The sequence below is a fragment of the uncultured Roseovarius sp. genome (assembly GCF_947259555.1).
Lineage (GTDB): Bacteria > Pseudomonadota > Alphaproteobacteria > Rhodobacterales > Rhodobacteraceae > Roseovarius.
Genome location: NZ_CAMYMD010000020.1, coordinates 11995 through 28929, shown reverse-complemented (window position 1 = coordinate 28929; position 16935 = coordinate 11995). Strand labels below are relative to the sequence as shown.

The 16935-nt window shown below is 59.4% G+C and carries 17 protein-coding genes; 6 read left to right on the top strand and 11 right to left on the bottom strand.

The annotated features are described in order from the left end of the window. Positions 1-159 precede the first annotated feature (159 nt). Together Q0X85_RS03140 and Q0X85_RS03135 are read left to right on the top strand one after the other, a co-directional pair. A complete protein-coding gene (locus Q0X85_RS03140; protein WP_297768876.1) occupies positions 160-1119 on the top strand; it encodes an FkbM family methyltransferase in 960 nt (319 codons plus the stop codon). Between the two features lie 29 nt (positions 1120-1148). Beyond that, complete coding sequence (locus tag Q0X85_RS03135) at positions 1149-1742, top strand: HD family hydrolase (RefSeq protein WP_297768874.1); 594 nt, start codon at positions 1149-1151, stop codon at positions 1740-1742. On the opposite strand, the gene Q0X85_RS03130 is transcribed toward Q0X85_RS03135, so the two are convergent. From Q0X85_RS03130 to cysQ, 4 genes are all read right to left on the bottom strand, one after another. After that, positions 1739-2770 (bottom strand): glycosyltransferase family 2 protein, encoded by a 1032-nt coding sequence (locus Q0X85_RS03130; RefSeq protein ID WP_297768871.1) that lies wholly within the window; start codon positions 2768-2770, stop codon positions 1739-1741. The two genes, Q0X85_RS03135 and Q0X85_RS03130, sit on opposite strands and share 4 nt — an antisense overlap. Positions 2771-2804: 34 nt before the next feature. Beyond that, positions 2805-3788 (bottom strand): UDP-glucose 4-epimerase GalE, encoded by a 984-nt coding sequence (gene galE, locus Q0X85_RS03125; protein WP_297768868.1) that lies wholly within the window; start codon positions 3786-3788, stop codon positions 2805-2807. 22 nt (positions 3789-3810) lie between these two features. After that, positions 3811-4704, bottom strand: a complete 894-nt coding sequence (locus Q0X85_RS03120; protein WP_297768866.1) for a UTP--glucose-1-phosphate uridylyltransferase — start codon at positions 4702-4704, stop codon at positions 3811-3813. 172 nt (positions 4705-4876) lie between these two features. Continuing rightward, positions 4877-5674 (bottom strand): 3'(2'),5'-bisphosphate nucleotidase CysQ, encoded by a 798-nt coding sequence (gene cysQ / locus Q0X85_RS03115; RefSeq protein WP_297768863.1) that lies wholly within the window; start codon positions 5672-5674, stop codon positions 4877-4879. A 136-nt stretch (positions 5675-5810) separates the two neighbouring features. Between cysQ and Q0X85_RS03110 the strand changes: the two genes are divergently transcribed. Further along, a complete protein-coding gene (locus tag Q0X85_RS03110) occupies positions 5811-6632 on the top strand; it encodes an ABC transporter permease (RefSeq protein ID WP_297768860.1) in 822 nt (273 codons plus the stop codon). Here the strand turns inward: Q0X85_RS03110 and Q0X85_RS03105 are convergent. After that, on the bottom strand, positions 6629-7237 hold the full coding sequence (locus Q0X85_RS03105; RefSeq protein ID WP_297768858.1) for an alpha-ketoglutarate-dependent dioxygenase AlkB: 609 nt from the start codon (positions 7235-7237) through the stop codon (positions 6629-6631). The genes Q0X85_RS03110 and Q0X85_RS03105 overlap by 4 nt on opposite strands. 210 nt (positions 7238-7447) lie before the next feature. Here Q0X85_RS03105 and dnaK point away from each other — a divergent pair, with 210 nt between their 5' ends. The 3 genes from dnaK to radC all read left to right on the top strand — a co-directional run bounded on the left by dnaK (position 7448) and on the right by radC (position 11455). Next, positions 7448-9355 (top strand): molecular chaperone DnaK, encoded by a 1908-nt coding sequence (dnaK, locus tag Q0X85_RS03100; RefSeq protein ID WP_297768854.1) that lies wholly within the window; start codon positions 7448-7450, stop codon positions 9353-9355. Between the two features lie 78 nt (positions 9356-9433). After that, positions 9434-10594: a molecular chaperone DnaJ gene (gene dnaJ / locus Q0X85_RS03095; RefSeq protein WP_297768851.1), complete on the top strand. Its 1161-nt coding sequence runs from the start codon at positions 9434-9436 to the stop codon at positions 10592-10594. A 96-nt stretch (positions 10595-10690) separates the two neighbouring features. Next, on the top strand, positions 10691-11455 hold the full coding sequence (gene radC / locus Q0X85_RS03090; RefSeq protein WP_297768848.1) for a DNA repair protein RadC: 765 nt from the start codon (positions 10691-10693) through the stop codon (positions 11453-11455). A 106-nt stretch (positions 11456-11561) separates the two neighbouring features. Here radC and Q0X85_RS03085 read toward each other — a convergent pair whose 3' ends face one another. From Q0X85_RS03085 to Q0X85_RS03060, 6 genes are all read right to left on the bottom strand, one after another. Further along, positions 11562-11960, bottom strand: a complete 399-nt coding sequence (locus tag Q0X85_RS03085; RefSeq protein ID WP_297768845.1) for a BLUF domain-containing protein — start codon at positions 11958-11960, stop codon at positions 11562-11564. Between the two features lie 117 nt (positions 11961-12077). Continuing rightward, positions 12078-12557 carry a hypothetical protein gene (locus tag Q0X85_RS03080; protein WP_297768842.1) on the bottom strand — a complete coding sequence of 160 codons (480 nt, stop codon included), beginning with the start codon at positions 12555-12557 and terminating at the stop codon, positions 12078-12080. Further along, positions 12554-13627, bottom strand: a complete 1074-nt coding sequence (pheS, locus tag Q0X85_RS03075; protein WP_297768839.1) for a phenylalanine--tRNA ligase subunit alpha — start codon at positions 13625-13627, stop codon at positions 12554-12556. The genes Q0X85_RS03080 and pheS overlap by 4 nt, the downstream gene beginning before the upstream one ends. Positions 13628-13698: 71 nt before the next feature. Beyond that, positions 13699-14493, bottom strand: coding sequence for an ion transporter (locus Q0X85_RS03070; protein WP_297768837.1), 795 nt, complete (start codon positions 14491-14493; stop codon positions 13699-13701). Between the two features lie 450 nt (positions 14494-14943). Next, a complete protein-coding gene (locus Q0X85_RS03065; RefSeq protein ID WP_297768834.1) occupies positions 14944-15324 on the bottom strand; it encodes an HIT domain-containing protein in 381 nt (126 codons plus the stop codon). Between the two features lie 9 nt (positions 15325-15333). Then, on the bottom strand, positions 15334-16911 hold the full coding sequence (locus Q0X85_RS03060) for a DUF5928 domain-containing protein (RefSeq protein ID WP_297768832.1): 1578 nt from the start codon (positions 16909-16911) through the stop codon (positions 15334-15336). Positions 16912-16935 lie beyond the last annotated feature (24 nt).

The following is a 16935-nucleotide window of genomic DNA, read 5'->3' as shown; positions in this document are numbered from 1 at the left end:
GAAACTCCTTGCCCCCTGACGAAGGGGGCAAACCCGACCCGGCGTCCGCAGTCGCAAAGAGCCACCTTCAAACCGTGGGGGAAGAATAACGTCCTTCAAGGCTGACTTCTTCAGCAGCCTGTTAAAACTCGCGACACAAGCGCGTGTGGGATACGTGTTTTGGTCTGGAACCAAGCGCGCATCCTCTTTACCTCTGCGGCGATGAGCAACCGTCACCTGACTTTCTCCGGCCCCGCCGCGCAGCTGCAATACATGCTCCTGATGGGGCTCTTTCGGCTCGCGGTGACGCGCGGTCTCTATGGGCGCTTCGCGCGCGAGTTGGGGCGCGTCTTCGGCCCGGATGGGGCGGTGTTTCTGCATGAGGGCGGTGCGCCGCCCTACCGCATCGCCTTGAATGACGGCTACTGGACGCGTTTTGCGCTCTACCGCGCGCCCTATGAGCCCGAGGTCGCCCGCGTGCTGACGGCGGCCTCGGGGGCGACGCCGCTCTTTTGTGACCTGGGGGCGAACAAGGGGTACTGGACCACGCGCGCGGCACCGCTGTTTGACCGGGTGATCGCGGTCGAGGCGTCGGCGGCGACCTTTGCCGACCTGTCGGGCAATGCCCGCGATCTGCCCAAAGTCACGCTGCATCGCGCTGCCATCCATGCGCGTTCGGGCGAGGAGATGAGCTTCGTCAACACCCATCTCAGCCATGCCTCCGCCCGGCTGGAAACCGACACCCCTGCAAGCGCGCAGGATCGCGTCGAGCGTGTCGAGACGCTGGCCATCGACGATATCGTTCCCGAGGGCGCGGCAGCCCTGATAAAACTGGATGTCGAAGGCGCCGAAGTCGCGGCGGTCGCCGGGGCCACGCGTGCACTCTCCGAGGGCGCCGTCCTGATCTACGAGGATCACGGCAACGATCCGGCCTGCACGGTCAGCGCAGAGCTGCTCTCGGACCCCGATATGCGACTCTATTCCATCGAGACCGACATGATACCGATGCCCGACATACCCACGATCCGCGCCCTCAAGACAGACCGCTACAAGGGCTACAACTTTCTCGCCGCGCGGGCGGACTCAAAGCTTCTGGCACAGATCGCGCAAGCCTTTGCAAATCCCACCCGGTCGGGCTAGGCAGGACCACTCAACGCTCCGGAGGCCGCATGCCCACACCCCGCGCCTGGCAAAAGATGCTCTCGGGCCGCAGGCTCGACCTGCTCGACCCGACCCCGGTCGATATCGAGATCGAGGATATCGCCCACGGCCTCAGCTTTGTCGCGCGCTGGAACGGGCAGACGCTAGGTGACGTTGCCTATTCCGTGGCCGAGCATTCCTTGCTCGTGGAACGGCTCTATGCCCGGCTCAACCCGCGCGCGCCCGCGAAATGGCGGCTTGCGGCGCTCCTGCATGATGCGCCCGAGTACGTGATTGGTGACATGATCTCGCCCGTGAAAAACGCCGTCGGCCCGGGCTATGACGAGCTTGACAAGCGGCTCGCGGCCGCGATCCATATCCGCTTTGGCCTGCCTGCCACGATCCCGGCTGCGGTAAAAAAACAGATCAAGACCGCCGACAAGATCAGCGCCTGGATGGAAGCCACCGAAATTGCAGGCTTTACCGTTGCCGAGGCAGATCGCTTTTTCGGCAAACCCAGCCCCGAGACCATCCGTGACCTCACGATCACCCTGCGACCGCCCACCGAGACTCGCGCGGCCTACACCGCGCGCCATCATGCGCTCCTGGCGGAGATTCGCTAAATCCATCCGCCGCGCGACATGAGGCCCATCGCCTCGATCTGACGCCATCCAGTCAGGCGCGTCGCCGTCTCGCACCACAAATCGGGATCGTCGGTCAACGCGTCATAATACCCGTCATAGAGCGTACTGTTGGCAAAATGCTCCTGTCGGCCCTTTTCCTCGGCGGATCGGTTTACCACGGTGTCGAGAAACTTGCTGTGCAAGAGCACACCCGACGTCAGCTCGCCGCCGTGCCGGTCATAGACGTGGTTGAGGTGCCGAGGCAGCAGCGAATGCGCCGAACTCACATAGGCGTAGCGCCAATGCCACCTAACCAACGGAATCTTGCCCATCGTGGGCGCGCGACGGGGATCCGAGGCAAAGAACATCCGCGCGCGCGGTCCACCCTGAATCCAGAGATTCTGCAAATCCGCCTTGCGCCGCATCCCGTAGTTGCCACCGTCAAACCAGCACAGATGCGCAAACGGATCTTGTCCCGCGCTGTAGCGCGACTCCGAGAGGCGGCCCTTGGGATACATATCCAGCATCAAGGCGCCGAAGGACGCGCACTGTTGTGCATCAAGCCAGGCGCAGAGCGCGGGCAAGGGGCGGGTGTCGTGATATGGGTAGATCAGACATTCATCGGCATCAAGCGTCAGGCACCAATGCCCGTGGCCATGCCGCATCTGCAACCATGTCAGCCAGTCCACCCCGAAACGGGACAGTTTGTAACTGTGTGTCGTTGTCCAGAGCGAGACATCGGGCTGCGCCGCCAGGTAGTCACGCGTGCCATCGTCGCTGGCGTTATCCACGATCAGGAAATGCCGCACACCGAGTTGGCGATGGTGCTCAAGAAACCAAGGCAGGCGAAGCGCCTCGTTTCGAACCGTGCTGAAGCACAGGATATCGTGGGGCTTGATCTGCGGCGTCCGGTCGATGAGCGCGCGCAATTGCCGGCGTTTGCGATAACTGCGCCAGAGCAGGCGGCGGCGCTTCCATCGCAACCGATAGGCCTGTGCCAAATCGTTTATCCTCTCCGCTCTGCCCATGCGGCCCTCATGATCCCACGCGGCAGCGTCGGTGCTATTTGTCGTAATGTCCAGTCTGGTGCCAACGCCACGCGTCACCGATCATCTGCTCAAGTGTCGAGCGCGTGGGCGTCCAGCCCAGCTCTTCCTCGGCCCGCGTCGAGCCGGAGACAAGCCGCGTGCAATCGCCCGCACGGCGCGCGCCCTCAAGTACCGGCACTTCGGTGCCGGTTACCATCGCCGCGGCATCGATCACCTCGCGCACCGAAAAGCCCTTGCCGGTGCCCAGGTTGAAAACACGGCTTCTCTTGTCATCCTCAAGCCACTTGAGCCCGAGGACATGCGCCTCCACGAGATCGCAAACATGCACATAATCTCGAATGCAGGTGCCATCGGACGTGTCATAGTCGGTGCCGAAAATGGTTAATGCATCTCGTTTTCCGCAGGCCGCGTCCAGCACAAGCGGGACAATATGCGTCTCGGGCTGGTGGAACTCTCCGACCTCGGCGTCAGGGTCCGCGCCCGCCACATTGAAGTAGCGGAAGATGACATGCCGCAGGCCGAAGGCTATCTCGAAATCACGCAGCATGTCCTCTATCGCACGTTTTGAAGAGCCATACGCATTGATCGGTTGCTGCGCACTCGCCTCGTTCAGCACCACGTTGTCGTGATCGCCATAGGTGGCGCAGGTCGACGAGAACACCAGGTTCAGACATCCGGCCGCCACCGCTGCCTGCATCAGGTTGAGCGATCCGGCGACATTGTTGTGCCAATAAAGCCCAGGCTCGCGCATGCTCTCGCCAACCTGGCTGAGGGCTGCGAAATGCATCACGGCGGCGGGCTGATAGGCGGCAAAGATCTGATCCAGCCGATCGCGGTCAGTCAGATCACCCAATTCAAAAGGACCGAACTGAACCGCCTCCTGCCAGCCGGTGCACAGATTGTCATAGGTCACAGGCGTATAGCCTGCCTCCGCCAATGTCTTGCAAGCGTGGCTGCCGATATAGCCCGCCCCGCCCGTGACCAGAATATTCGTCACGGTTCGTCCCCTTGTGACTGCCTTACTGCGCGGCTTTGTCGGCGTGTACTACGTCCGAGATGTAATTCCAGAGCTCGTCGCGCAAATCCTCTCGCGCAAGCGCGAAGGCCACCGTCGCGCGCAAGAACCCCGCCTTGGACCCGCAATCAAAGCGCTCACCCTTGAAGCGAAAGCCATAGACCTCTTCGCCATCTGCGCGCGCCGCATCGATCGCGTCGGTCAATTGGATCTCGCCACCGGCACCGGTTTGCTTGCGGTTCAGCTTTTGCAACACGGTGGGCGTCAGGATGTATCGTCCGATAACAGCCAGATTGGACGGTGCGCTGCCTGGCTCCGGTTTCTCGACCATGCCCTTGGTCGATACAATGCTGCCCATGTCCTCCTTGACATCAAGAATGCCATAAGACTTGGTCATTTCGTCCGGCACATCCATTGCCGCGACGATGTTCCCCTGGGTTTCCTCGAACGCCTCGACCATCTGCGCAAGACACGGCTTTTCCGCCGCGATCACATCATCGGGCAAGATGACGGCAAAGGGTTCGTTCGCGATCAGCCGCCTTGCACACCACACCGCATGACCCAGCCCAAGCGGCTTGTGCTGGCGCATATAAGCGACCTCGCCGCTATCCATATTTGTGGATTTGAGGAGCTCTAAAAGGTCGGTCTTGTTCTTACGTCGCAATTCAGCCTCAAGCTGGGGCGCGTTGTCGAAATAATCTTCCAGAGCGCCCTTGCCGCGTGACGTGATGAAGATGAATTCCTTGATCCCTGCCGCGCGCGCCTCGTCAATGGCATATTGAACCAGCGGACGATCGACGAGTGTCATGATTTCCTTGGGTACCGATTTGGTGGCCGGCAAAAATCTGGTCCCGAGTCCAGCAACCGGAAAAATCGCTTTGGATACCTTGCTACGCATTACACCTGCTCCTGTGCACCTTTTTTTAGTACATCCTACACGAATGCAGGCCATTTTGCATCTTGTTAAGGTTAAAATTCATGACTTGTTGTCATTATGCTCGGAACATTCCGAGATTAGGGCGTCCTGCGCGCCACGGCGCGGCAGGATCACCAGTCAAACCTGCCGCCAATCACGCTTTTTTCAGCAATACCATTGGCGCATAGGCGATGAAAAATGGATTGGCAAAACCGTCTTTTCCGTAAACGAGCGGCTCATGCGTGTCGAAACGCACAACCTTGCCCCCGGCGCCGCTGAGAACTGCATGCCCGGCGGCGGTATCCCATTCCATCGTGCGGCCAAGCCGCGGATAGATATCTGCCTCCCCGGTTGCCACGAGACAGAACTTGAGCGACGATCCCGCGCTCTTCATGTCCTTTACGGCATATTTGCCAATGTAATCGTCCGTGGCCTGATCGCGATGCGACTTGCTCGCCACCACCATCAGAGCGGCATTGTCCGAATTCGCCACGCGGATCGACCAACGATTGCCGGGCGCATCCTTGGCAAACGGGCCGTGTTCTTCGACCGCCACGCCATCCGCCATAGTGTAAAACATCCGCTCCCGCGCCGGGGCATAGACAACCCCCCGTGTTGGAACACCGTCCTCAACGAATGCGATGTTGACGGTAAAATCGCCGCGCCGATTGATGAATTCCTTGGTTCCGTCCAGCGGGTCAACGATCAGAAAGGTCTGCGCCTGTTCAAGATGCGACGCCGCCTGCTCTTCTGTCACAAGCGGCACATCGGGAAACTCGGCGCGAAGCCCTGCGGAGATGATCGCATCCGCTGCCTCATCCGCCTCTGTCACCGGGCTGTCGTCGGACTTTACCTTGACCTCGAAATCTTCGGCCTCGTAGATCTGCATGATCTTGTCACCGGCCTCCAATGCGAGCCTGCGCATCACCAGAATAAGCCTGTCGTACTCCAAAATGCCGCTCCTCTGCCTCTAAGACGCCACCTTGCGCCGTTAATCAATGGATTACTTGCGGCCCCTTATGATACGCTCAAAGCGCGACAGCAAGAAACCCGAACCATAAAACGACAGGCCAACGACGAATTTCCCGATGTTCAGAACCGCACGCCCCAAATCACGGCTCCATTCCGCGATCATCATCGCGGAGCTAATTTATCACGCGACGGTCCGCGATGTGCGCAAAGGGCACGGTAATGCGATTATCGCGCTCATCATGAACATTCTGACAGTCGTCATCATGGTGCTCGCTTTCTACCTGATGTTTGCGGTGCTCGGCCTCAGGGGCGCGGCGCTGCGCGGGGATTTTCTGCTGTTCATGATGTCGGGTATTTTCATGTACCTTTCGCACATCAAGGCCATGAGCGCGATCGTGGGGGCAGAAGGGCCGTCTTCGCCAATGATGCAGCACGCGCCAATGAACACGATCATCGCGATCAGCTCTGCCGCTCTCAGCGCGCTTTATATTCAGGTGCTGTCCTTGTTCGTGGTGCTGTTCGTCTACCATGTCGGCTTTGTGCAGATCAGCATTTACAAACCGGTCGAGGCATTAGGCATGGTCCTGCTTGCGTGGTTCACAGGCGTTGCTGTCGGTCTGGTGCTGCTGGCGATCAAGCCGTGGTTTCCGGCCTTCGTGGCAATTTTCACGTCGATCTATCAACGTGCAAACATGATCGCATCGGGCAAGATGTTCGTGGTCAATACCCTGCCCGGATTCATGATGGCGATGTTCGACTGGAACCCGCTGTTCCATATCATCGACCAGACACGCGGCTATGTATTCATAAACTACTTTCCACATCGGACCTCTCTGGAATACCCGATATACGTGGGCATCGTGCTCTTGATGATCGGATTGATGGGTGAGTTCTATACCCGCCAATATGCGTCGAGCAGTTGGAACGCGCGGCGTTAATCCACCACCCGGCAAGTCAGATTCACCCGACCACCCCCGCGCAGGAGCGTTGATGTGCCGACGCGAATTCTGTCCACCCCGTGATAGGTCAGGCGCGCCGCGCCGCCCATTACGACCACATCGCCCGAGTTCAGCCAGATCGACTCGGTCTTGCCACCGCGCGTTGTGTTGCCGATGCGAAAGAGCGCGTCATCACCCAGCGAGATGGACAGGACAGGCCAGCCAAAATCTGCTTCGTCGCGATCCTGATGCAGGCCCATCCGCGCGCCTTCAGAATAGTGATTGATCAGGCAACAGTCGGGCAAACGGTCCGCGCTGACCAGATCGCGCCAGATCGCCAGCACCGTCTCGGGAATCGGCGGCCAGTCCATACCGTCGGGATGACGGCGCTCGTAGCGATACCCCTGCCGGTCCGTCACCCAGCCATATTTCCCAGCCGAAGTCATCCGCACGCTCATCGCCTTGCCCGAGGGTGTGACCGGCGCAAAAAGCGGGGCTTGGGCCACGACGTGACGCAGATTCTCCACCAATTCTGATTGCGCGTTCGACTCCAGGAACGCCCGGTAGATCTCGAGTCCCCGCAGGATCAGGGAGGGTTGGGTCATCGCGCTGCTCCTTTTCCGTTTTATAGCGTCAATTAGGGGCAATTTCGACGGATCGATCCCGTGCCGGTGCTTGCAGGCACACACTCGCCTGCCTATATACGCCCGGAACCACAGGTGACGCCACCGGCGGCCCTGTCATTCAACCGGGGGCAGGATGCCAAAACGGGTCCAGCCTCTGTAACATCGCCTAAGTAGAAGGGATCGAAAAACATGGCCAAAGTTATCGGTATTGACCTCGGCACCACCAACAGCTGCGTTGCGATCATGGATGGCTCTCAGGCCCGCGTGATCGAAAATTCCGAGGGTGCGCGCACGACACCCTCGATCGTCGCATTCACAGAGAGCGAGCGTCTTGTCGGCCAGCCCGCCAAACGGCAGGCTGTCACCAATCCGGAAAACACAATCTTCGGCGTCAAGCGCCTGATCGGTCGCCGCGAAGACGATCCGGATCTGGCGAAAGACAAGAAGAACATGCCGTTCACCGTCATCGACGGCGGCAATGGCGATGCCTGGGTAAAGGCACGCGACGAAAAATATTCGCCGTCGCAGATTTCCGCCTTCATCCTCGGCAAGATGAAGGAAACCGCCGAGAGCTATCTTGGCGAAGAGGTGACGCAGGCCGTCATCACCGTGCCCGCGTATTTCAACGACGCACAGCGTCAGGCCACCAAGGACGCCGGCAAGATCGCCGGCCTCGAAGTGCTGCGCATCATCAACGAGCCGACGGCGGCCGCGCTTGCCTATGGTCTCGAAAAGGAAAATACCCACACCATCGCGGTCTATGACCTTGGCGGCGGCACCTTCGACGTGACCATTCTCGAAATCGACGACGGCCTCTTCGAGGTCAAGGCGACCAACGGCGACACCTTCCTCGGTGGTGAAGATTTCGACATGCGGATCGTCAACTACCTCGCCGACGAGTTCAAGAAAGAGCATGGCGTCGACCTGACCAAGGACAAGATGGCGCTCCAGCGTCTCAAGGAAGCTGCGGAAAAAGCCAAGATCGAGTTGTCGAGCTCCAGCCAGACCGAGATCAACCAGCCGTTCATCTCGATGGGCTCGGACGGGCAACCGCTGCACATGGTCGTCAAACTGACCCGTGCCAAGCTCGAAAGCCTGGTCGGTGACCTCATCAAGTCTTCGATGAAGCCCTGTCAGGCCGCGTTGAAGGATGCTGGTATTTCCTCCTCTGACATCGACGAGGTGGTTCTGGTTGGCGGCATGACCCGCATGCCCCGCGTCGTCGAGGAAGTGACCAAGTTCTTCGGCAAGGAGCCGCACAAGGGCGTGAACCCTGACGAGGTCGTGGCCATGGGCGCCGCGATTCAGGCGGGCGTGCTGCAGGGCGACGTCAAGGACGTGGTGCTGCTCGACGTGACCCCGCTCAGCCTCGGCATCGAGACGCTTGGCGGTGTCTTCACCCGTCTGATCGACCGCAACACCACGATCCCGACCAACAAGAGCCAGATCTTCTCGACCGCCGAGGACAATCAGTCGGCCGTGACGATCCGTGTCTTCCAGGGCGAGCGCGAGATGGCGTCCGACAACAAGATGCTCGGCCAGTTCAACCTCGAGAATATCCCGCCTGCCCCGCGCGGCATGCCTCAGATCGAAGTGACCTTCGACATCGACGCCAACGGCATCGTTTCTGTTTCGGCCAAGGACAAAGGCACGAACAAGGAGCAGAAGATCACGATTCAGGCGTCGGGGGGCCTCTCCGAGGAAGATATCGAGAAAATGGTCAAGGAGGCCGAGGAGAACGCCGAGGCCGACAAGGCCCGCCGCGAGCTTGTCGAAGCCAAGAACCAGGCCGAGAGCCTCATCAATTCGACCGAGAAGTCGGTCGAAGAGCATGCCGACAAGGTCGATCCGACGACGGTCGAGGCGATCGAATTGGCCATTGCGTCTCTCAAGGACGATCTCGAGGGGGACAATGCCGACAAGATCAAGGCCGGCATCCAGAACGTCACCGAAGCATCGATGAAGCTGGGTGAGGCGATTTACAAGGCCAGCCAGAGCGAGGCTGACGACGAGCCCACAGCGGCGGATCGCGGCGGCGACGATGACGAAATTCTCGATGCTGATTTCGAGGACCTCGACGACAACAAGCGCGCCTGAGGCACGTCCTGAACCAAGCGGGCCGTTTCGGCACAGATCCGAGACGGCCCAAGCTGGTTCATACCAAGGAGATCCCCGATGGCCAAACGTGACTATTACGAAGTGCTCGGGCTGTCCAAGGGCGCCTCGGCAGATGAAATAAAGAAAGCCTATCGCACCAAGGCGAAAGAGCTTCATCCCGACCGAAATTCTGACAATCCCGATTCTGAGCGTCAGTTCAAGGAGGCGGGAGAGGCGTATGACGTCCTCAAGGACCCCGACAAAAAGGCCGCATATGACCGGTTCGGCCACGCCGCCTTCGAAGGTGGCATGGGTGGCGGCGGCGGCGCGCGGCCCGGCGGCGGCATGGGCGCCGGCCAAGGCGATTTCGCCTCGGCCTTCTCTGACGTGTTCGACGATCTTTTCGGCGACTTCATGGGCGGCGCGCGTGGCGGTGGTGGACGGCAGCGCGCGGCGCGGGGTGCCGATCTGCGCTACAATCTGCGGGTAACGCTAGAAGAAGCGTATGGCGGCCTGCAAAAGACCATCAAGGTGCCCAGCGCCGTGCCCTGTGACGAATGTGACGGCTCGGGCGCCGAGGGTGGCGCACAGCCAACCACCTGCCCAACCTGCTCGGGCATGGGCAAGGTTCGTGCGCAACAAGGGTTTTTCACGGTCGAGCGCACCTGCCCGACCTGTGGTGGTCTGGGTCAGATCATCAAGAACCCCTGCAATGTCTGCCAAGGTCAGGGCCGGGTTCAGAAAGATCGCGCGCTCTCGGTCAACATTCCCGCAGGCGTCGAGACCGGCACTCGCATCCGGCTTGCCGGTGAGGGCGAGGCTGGTATGCGCGGCGGACCGGCGGGCGACCTTTATATCTTTATCGAGGTGGCCAAGCACGAGCTCTTCGAGCGTGAGGATACCAACCTCTTTTGCCGCGTGCCCGTGTCAATGACCAAGGCAGCGCTCGGCGGTGACATAGAGGTACCGACAATCGATGGCGGGCGAAGCCGGGTCAAGATCCCCGGCGGATCGCAATCCGGTCGCCAGATGCGTCTGCGCAGCAAGGGCATGCCGGCCCTGCGCAGTGGCACGCATGGCGACATGTTCATCGAACTTGCGGTGGAGACCCCCGTGAACCTGACCGCAAAGCAAAAAGAGCTGTTGCGCGAATTCGATGCGCTGAGCGAGGATAACAATCCCGAAAGCAAGAGCTTCTTCTCGACGGTCCGCAGCTTCTGGGACTCGATGAAAAGCTGAGCGTTCCCCGGCCCGCTTGGGCCGGGGTCACCACCCTTCCCCACCGATCTGAGCCGCGTTAACCCCTCGCTAACGCTCTTGAGGCACAGTTGGGTCATGACCCGGACGCGTAATTTCTCAGAGTTGTCCTTGCCGCTGTTTCAGGACGAACCGGCGGCACCGACCGCAACGGCAACGACGACCAGGCAGCCCTCTTACATCCGGGATCATCGCAATCGGCTCCGCAGCCGTTTTCTGTCAGGCGGCGCACTGGCAATGCCGGATTACGAATTGCTCGAGCTGGTACTCTTCCGCGCGATACCCCGCCGCGACGTGAAACCTCTGGCGCATCAACTCTTGGAAAGATTCGGCGATTTCAACAGCGTGATATCTGCCTCTCTCGAGCGGCTGACCGAGGTTTCAGGCGTAGGCGAGGCCGTCGCGACCGAACTCAAGATCGTCGAAGCTGCGGCGCACCGTTTGGCCCGTGCCCGGGTTCTGCGACGACAGGTGATCTCATCCTGGGATGCGTTGCTGGATTATTGTCACACCACAATGGCGCATGGCGAAATAGAGCAGTTTCGCGTGTTCTATCTCGACCGCAAGAACACCCTCATCGCCGATGAGGAACAGGCACGCGGCACCGTCGATCACGTCCCCGTCTATCCGCGCGAAGTGGTCAAGCGCGCGCTACATCACAACGCGAGCGCGCTCATCCTTGTTCATAACCACCCCTCAGGAGATCCGACGCCCTCACCCGCCGATGTCGACATGACACGCCAGGTCCAGACAGCGGCGGAGGCGCTTGGCCTCGTCCTGCATGACCATATCATCATCGGGAAATCCGAAGAACTCAGCTTTCGCGCGTCAGGCTATCTCTAGCCACGTCTTGGCCTGAGCCCTACGTTCAGTGTTTATCTCGGTCAATGCGTGCTCTCCGCAGGCAATGGCAAGACGTTCCGACAGGCGTTGCACGCGCCCCTATATCTTACTCCGTGCTTGCAAGACGTTCAAAAAACCCGAGCGCCTCCGGCCCGGCCTCGTCACGCTCAATTGCGCCGGCGCGCACGTCCTCGATGCTCCAAACCCAGCTTTGCGCCGGATCGTCGCGCATCGTCCAACCGGGAAAGAGCCGCGTCTCGATAGGATGCTCGACCAGCCGCGTCACCTCAACGTGCCGGTCATCATGGCGAATGCGCTGATAGGCGGCCTCGACCTTGTCTGGCGGTCCCTCAAGCAGTTGCAGATAGAGATCATGCCGCGCGATCAATGCCCCGGTGATATCGTCACGCGCATTGGCGCGGCGAGCATCCATCAGGATATTCGACAGCACCGCCTGATCGAACCCGAAGGGCCGCGAGGCATAGACAAGCTGGGTCAGCGACATGGGGCGACTCCTTTTCAAGAAGAGCCTAGAGGGGTTGCGGCGACCTGTCGATGCGAGAAAGAGAAGCGGGTCAGAACCGCATTGTGGCTTGACATCCATCTCCCGCTCTACGCTGAATCAAGGAAAACGAGATATTGAACTGATCAAGCCCGTGGTGAATCCTGCAATTAACTGACGGGTTATCTTTGTATCACCAAGAATATCGAGGCGCATCGCTTCGATCGCATTTTCATACGCATTACGCACCTCTTTAGAGATATCGCTTTCCGCGTTATCGACAAACTTTGCCTTAGCGTAAGCTGACATTAGTGGTGACAGAGTGTTTAGCGCCTCAACTACATGGTCTGGCGCACAAATAATGGTTTCGGCTTCAAGTCCTTTATATTCAATATAATGGGTCATAGCTTCAGAAGACTTCCCCCTAAGAAGAGATGAATTGAAGCTATTAAAAGCCGAAACGAGCCTACGATACAAATCCCGTCGCTCAGCGCGGATTTGATTTGCTCTATCAACGGATTTTTGGACATGATAAATTATCCCCGCTCCAACAAGTCCAATTATTGGAACGAAAATGGTTATCCAATTAGCGACTGTCACCTACTTAACCCACCATGCAACGTCGGCACGTCCAAGCTTGCAAACCCGTAATGCCGCAGCCAGCGCAGATCTGAATCAAAGAACGCCCGCAGGTCCGGTATTCCGTATTTCAACATCGCGATCCGGTCGATGCCCATGCCGAACGCAAAGCCCTGCCATTCGTTGGGGTCGATATGCCCGGCTTCCAAGACCTTGGGGTGCACCATGCCGGAGCCGAGGATTTCCAGCCAGTCGTCGCCCTCGCCGACCTTCAGGGTGCCGCCGTCCCAGCTACAGCGGATATCCACCTCGGCCGAGGGTTCGGTGAACGGGAAATGCGACGCGCGAAAGCGCAGTTCCACATCATCCACCTCGAAGAACGCCTTGACGAATTCCTCCAGCACCCATTTGAGATTGGCCATCGAGATATCGCGGTCAATCGCCAGGCCCTCGACCTGATGGAACATCGGCGTGTGGGTCTGGTCGTAATCCGCGCGGTAAACACGGCCCGGCGCGATCACCCGGATCGGCGCGCCCTCGGCCTGCATGGTGCGGATCTGCACCGGGCTGGTATGGGTGCGCAGGACATGCGGCGGGCGGTCGTCACCGTCGGCGCGATGCGTATAGAACGTGTCCATCTCGGCCCGTGCCGGATGGTGGCCCGGAATGTTCAGCGCATCGAAATTGTACCAGTCACTCTCGATCTGCGGCCCTTCTGCTACGGCAAATCCCATATCCGCAAAGATCGCCGTGACCTCTTCGGTGACTTGGCTGACAGGATGGATCGTGCCCTGCCGGCACGGCCGCCCCGGCAGCGTCACGTCGAGCCATTCACCGCGCAACCGCTCATCCAGAGCGGCATCGCCCAGCGCCTGCTTCTTCGCCGCCAAGGCGCTGTTGATCTCATCTTTCAGCGCATTCAGGCGCGGTCCGGCCTCTTGGCGTTCTTCGGGGCTCATCTTGCCCAGTTCGCGCATCTTCAGGCTGATCTCGCCCTTCTTGCCGACCGCTTGCACACGCAGGTCTTCGAGCGTGGTCTCATCACCCGCATCCGCAATCGCTGTCAGATATTTGTCCCGCAGATCACTCATCGCATCCATCCCGCTGGTATCCCCGGCGGGTTAGCGCGCCTTGCCCCGTTGTGCAAGCCAATGTCCGCCGCTCAGCCCTTGGGCCCGGTGTCATGCGCGTCCTTGATGAGCGTTTCCAGATGCGCCAGCCGCGTCAGCACTTCATCGCGGTAGGTGTCGGTTTTCTCGACATCCTCGGCGTGGTGCGCATCCTGCATCGAATTCACGATCAGACCGACCAGCAGGTTCACCACCGCAAAGGTCGTGACCATGATGAAAGGGACAAAGAAGGCCCACGCATAGGGAAACTGCTCCATCACCGGGCGCACGATACCCATCGACCAGGATTCCAGCGTCATGATCTGGAACAGCGAATAGGCGCTGCGCCCCAGATCGCCGAACCATTCCGGAAAGTCCGCACCAAAGAGCTTGGTCGCCATCACAGAGCCGATATAGAAAATCATGCCCATCAGCAGGAAAACAGACCCCATCCCCGGTAGCGCCGTGACCAGCCCTTCGACCACGCGGCGCAACGACGGTGCCACCGACACCACCCTCAAGAGACGCAGGATGCGCAACGCACGCAGCACCGAAAGGCCCTGAGTGGTGGGCATCAGCGATATGCCGACGATCACGAAGTCAAAGATGTTCCAGCCCCGTTTGAAGAACCCGGCAATGCCGCGCGCATAGAGCTTGGCCGCGATCTCGACCACGAAGATCGACAGGCACAGCTTGTCCAGAAGCGTGATCACCCCACCCGCCTGCGCCATGATCGGCCCTGAGGTTTCCATGCCAAGGATCACGGCGTTGAAGAGGATCACGCCGAGGATGGTGTTCTGAAACAAGGATGTATCGAGAATAGCGCCGATGCGGCTGCGAAATGTCATTGTCTGCCTGTGAAGTTCTGCCATGGATGCGATCCATATGGGCGTGGGTAGCGGATACCGCAAGCGATTGAAAGAAGTCGGGTCAGAAGCCGCAATAATCGGAGCCATAGTAGCGGAACGTGAACGGGTTGCGCGTCAAGACTTCGATATCCTCGCGGTTCGACACTGCGATCACCGCATTGTTTGCCCCCATCATGCCGTATCCGGCGGCACTGTAGATTTCCAGAAGCTACGCCTCCGAAAAAACGCTGTCATTGACGTCGAAAATGTAGCGCACAAAATCATCCGGGGCATTCGGACGCGGCGCAGGGCTATCCCCGGCACGCGCCACTCCGGCAAGAGCGATAAGCAGTATCAGAGCAAAACGAGTACGCATGGCGAACCCTTGGCAGGAAGAAGACTGAGCGTATCAGTCCCCGATTCTCATGGCCCGCCCAAGACAATCCGCGATCACGCCCGTTGCAACATCCGGCCAAGCTGACGACCCCCGAGGATGTGCAAGTGGTAATGCGGCACCTCCTGCACACCATGCGTTCCGGCATTGGTGATCGCTCGAAAGCCATGGCCCCCGCCATCCAGATGCACTCCCGTCATGCGGCACACCTCGGCGACGGCACGGTTGAAGTCTACGATCTCGCTGTCTGACGCTTCGCGCGCGAAGTGATCATAGCTCACATAGGCCCCTTTGGGGATCACCAGCACATGAACAGGCGCCTGCGGCTCGATATCCTCAAAGGCCAGACTGTGCTCGGTCTCCAGCACCGTCTTGTTGGGAATCTCACCGCGCAGGATCTTGGCAAAAATATTCTGATCGTCATAGGCATAAGGCATGGGCCATCCTCAATCTGCAAACAGGTGTTCGGGTTCTGCGATTTCCTGCGCTCTTTCGCGCGGAATATCAAGGAACTGCGCCAGACGCTCCGCCCGGATCTCGCAATCATGCGCCTCGCGCAGAATCAGGTGATTTTCGAATTCGGAATCGCGTATGCGATCGCTCTCATGCGTCATGTCACCCCGGATCGTCGGCAATAGCCGCTCCAGCGTTTCCGGCGGTGTCTGTTCACCCGCAAGGCCCACGCGCATCGCATGGCCGCTCAGGTATTCGTCGGTGAAATGGCACTGGATCTCCAACAGCTTGGTCTTGGCCCGGTCGCCACAGAAATCCTGCAAAAGATCGATGCTCCCCGGGTCCATGCAGACCAGGAGACGGTCGGTTTCGAAATAGTCAAACAGCATCCGCATCAGCGCGCGCCGATGTCGCGTCCGCTTGGCGAGCGTCGCCTGGATGCCCCCAAGATCCGGCAGGGCCGTCCCTTCCTCGTTGAAGAGATAGTCGATGGCCGGAAGGTTCGTCGTCTGGCGGATCCGCTCGAGCAGGCGTTTGGCGACATGCCATTTCTTGCAGACCACGATCATCAGTTCCCGCTCGCGGCCAAGCGTGCTCTCGGTTTCCCAGAACCGCTGGGCAAAGCGACGTCCTTCACGTCCACGCCCGGTAAGGAATTGAAACAGGCTGCGCCCTTCATTCGATATCTGGAATTCCGTACTCTCATCCGAATAAAGCATCCCCAACCGCCGCTTAAGCTCCAGCGCCTCGGAGCTGATCTTGCGGGCAAAGAGATAGTCTTGGCTGAGCAGGAGATCATAGTGATCGTTGTAGAACGTGACCGGCATGCCATAATCGGTGAACATCAGAAAGGTCAGCGTCCGGGTCTCGATCTCGCTCTCAGGGATCAGATGGCGCACTAGCGTCTGAAAGAATGTCTCGTCCGGTATCCATGTCGTGCGGAAAAACCGCATCACGTCACGCCGCTTGCGTGTGAAATCGAGGATCCATTCCACCGTGCGACGGCGCAAGCACCACCATTGGCTGCCGATCTGAATCTGGATGTCGTTTGGTATGTCGCGGGTCAGTCCGAGTTTGCGTTGCAGATTGAAAGAGGCATAAAACCGCTTGGGCTGAGTGCGCTCATTGAAGAAATGGCGATAAATCAGCCGCTCTTCCTTCATGCCGGTCTTGATCCAGTCGCTCTCGAAGTAATCGAAGCTCTCGACATAATCGAGATCCTGATCGTCGAGGAAGTCATGCGCGAAACGCGCTGATTTAATCGGCGCGCAATCGCCCGACAGCATGTAGAAATGCGTGGCCCGCGGGAATTCGTCTACTGCCGCCTCCACGGCATAGAGCGTGGCCTGCACCAGCGACCAGCTCCCCCAACCGCATTTGATCCTTTTTTTCGCGAAAGCCACGTTTGGATTGTCGCCCAATGCCGTGCGAATCTGGCGAAACGCCTCGGGCGCGGCCCGCGCGTCAAAATGGATCGAGATATAGTCGCCCGCAGCTGTCAGCATCTCGGCTTGACGCACGATCGCCTCGGGGTCCTTATGGCATAGCAGGATGAAAGCGATTTTTGCCATCTGAGAAACTGTGCAAGCCTTTTT

What these genes read in the sequence shown, in the direction of transcription:
- Q0X85_RS03110 (WP_297768860.1), top strand. Translation starts at nt 5,811, where the DNA reads ATGTTCAGAACCGCACGCCCCAAATCACGGCTCCATTCCGCGATCATC.
- Q0X85_RS03130 (WP_297768871.1), bottom strand. Translation starts at nt 2,770, where the DNA reads ATGGGCAGAGCGGAGAGGATAAACGATTTGGCACAGGCCTATCGGTTG.
- pheS (WP_297768839.1), bottom strand. Translation starts at nt 13,627, where the DNA reads ATGAGTGATCTGCGGGACAAATATCTGACAGCGATTGCGGATGCGGGT.
- Q0X85_RS03070 (WP_297768837.1), bottom strand. Translation starts at nt 14,493, where the DNA reads ATGACATTTCGCAGCCGCATCGGCGCTATTCTCGATACATCCTTGTTT.
- Q0X85_RS03135 (WP_297768874.1), top strand. Translation starts at nt 1,149, where the DNA reads ATGCCCACACCCCGCGCCTGGCAAAAGATGCTCTCGGGCCGCAGGCTC.
- Q0X85_RS03120 (WP_297768866.1), bottom strand. Translation starts at nt 4,704, where the DNA reads ATGCGTAGCAAGGTATCCAAAGCGATTTTTCCGGTTGCTGGACTCGGG.
- radC (WP_297768848.1), top strand. Translation starts at nt 10,691, where the DNA reads ATGACCCGGACGCGTAATTTCTCAGAGTTGTCCTTGCCGCTGTTTCAG.
- dnaK (WP_297768854.1), top strand. Translation starts at nt 7,448, where the DNA reads ATGGCCAAAGTTATCGGTATTGACCTCGGCACCACCAACAGCTGCGTT.
- Q0X85_RS03085 (WP_297768845.1), bottom strand. Translation starts at nt 11,960, where the DNA reads ATGTCGCTGACCCAGCTTGTCTATGCCTCGCGGCCCTTCGGGTTCGAT.
- dnaJ (WP_297768851.1), top strand. Translation starts at nt 9,434, where the DNA reads ATGGCCAAACGTGACTATTACGAAGTGCTCGGGCTGTCCAAGGGCGCC.
- Q0X85_RS03105 (WP_297768858.1), bottom strand. Translation starts at nt 7,237, where the DNA reads ATGACCCAACCCTCCCTGATCCTGCGGGGACTCGAGATCTACCGGGCG.
- Q0X85_RS03060 (WP_297768832.1), bottom strand. Translation starts at nt 16,911, where the DNA reads ATGGCAAAAATCGCTTTCATCCTGCTATGCCATAAGGACCCCGAGGCG.
- Q0X85_RS03065 (WP_297768834.1), bottom strand. Translation starts at nt 15,324, where the DNA reads ATGCCTTATGCCTATGACGATCAGAATATTTTTGCCAAGATCCTGCGC.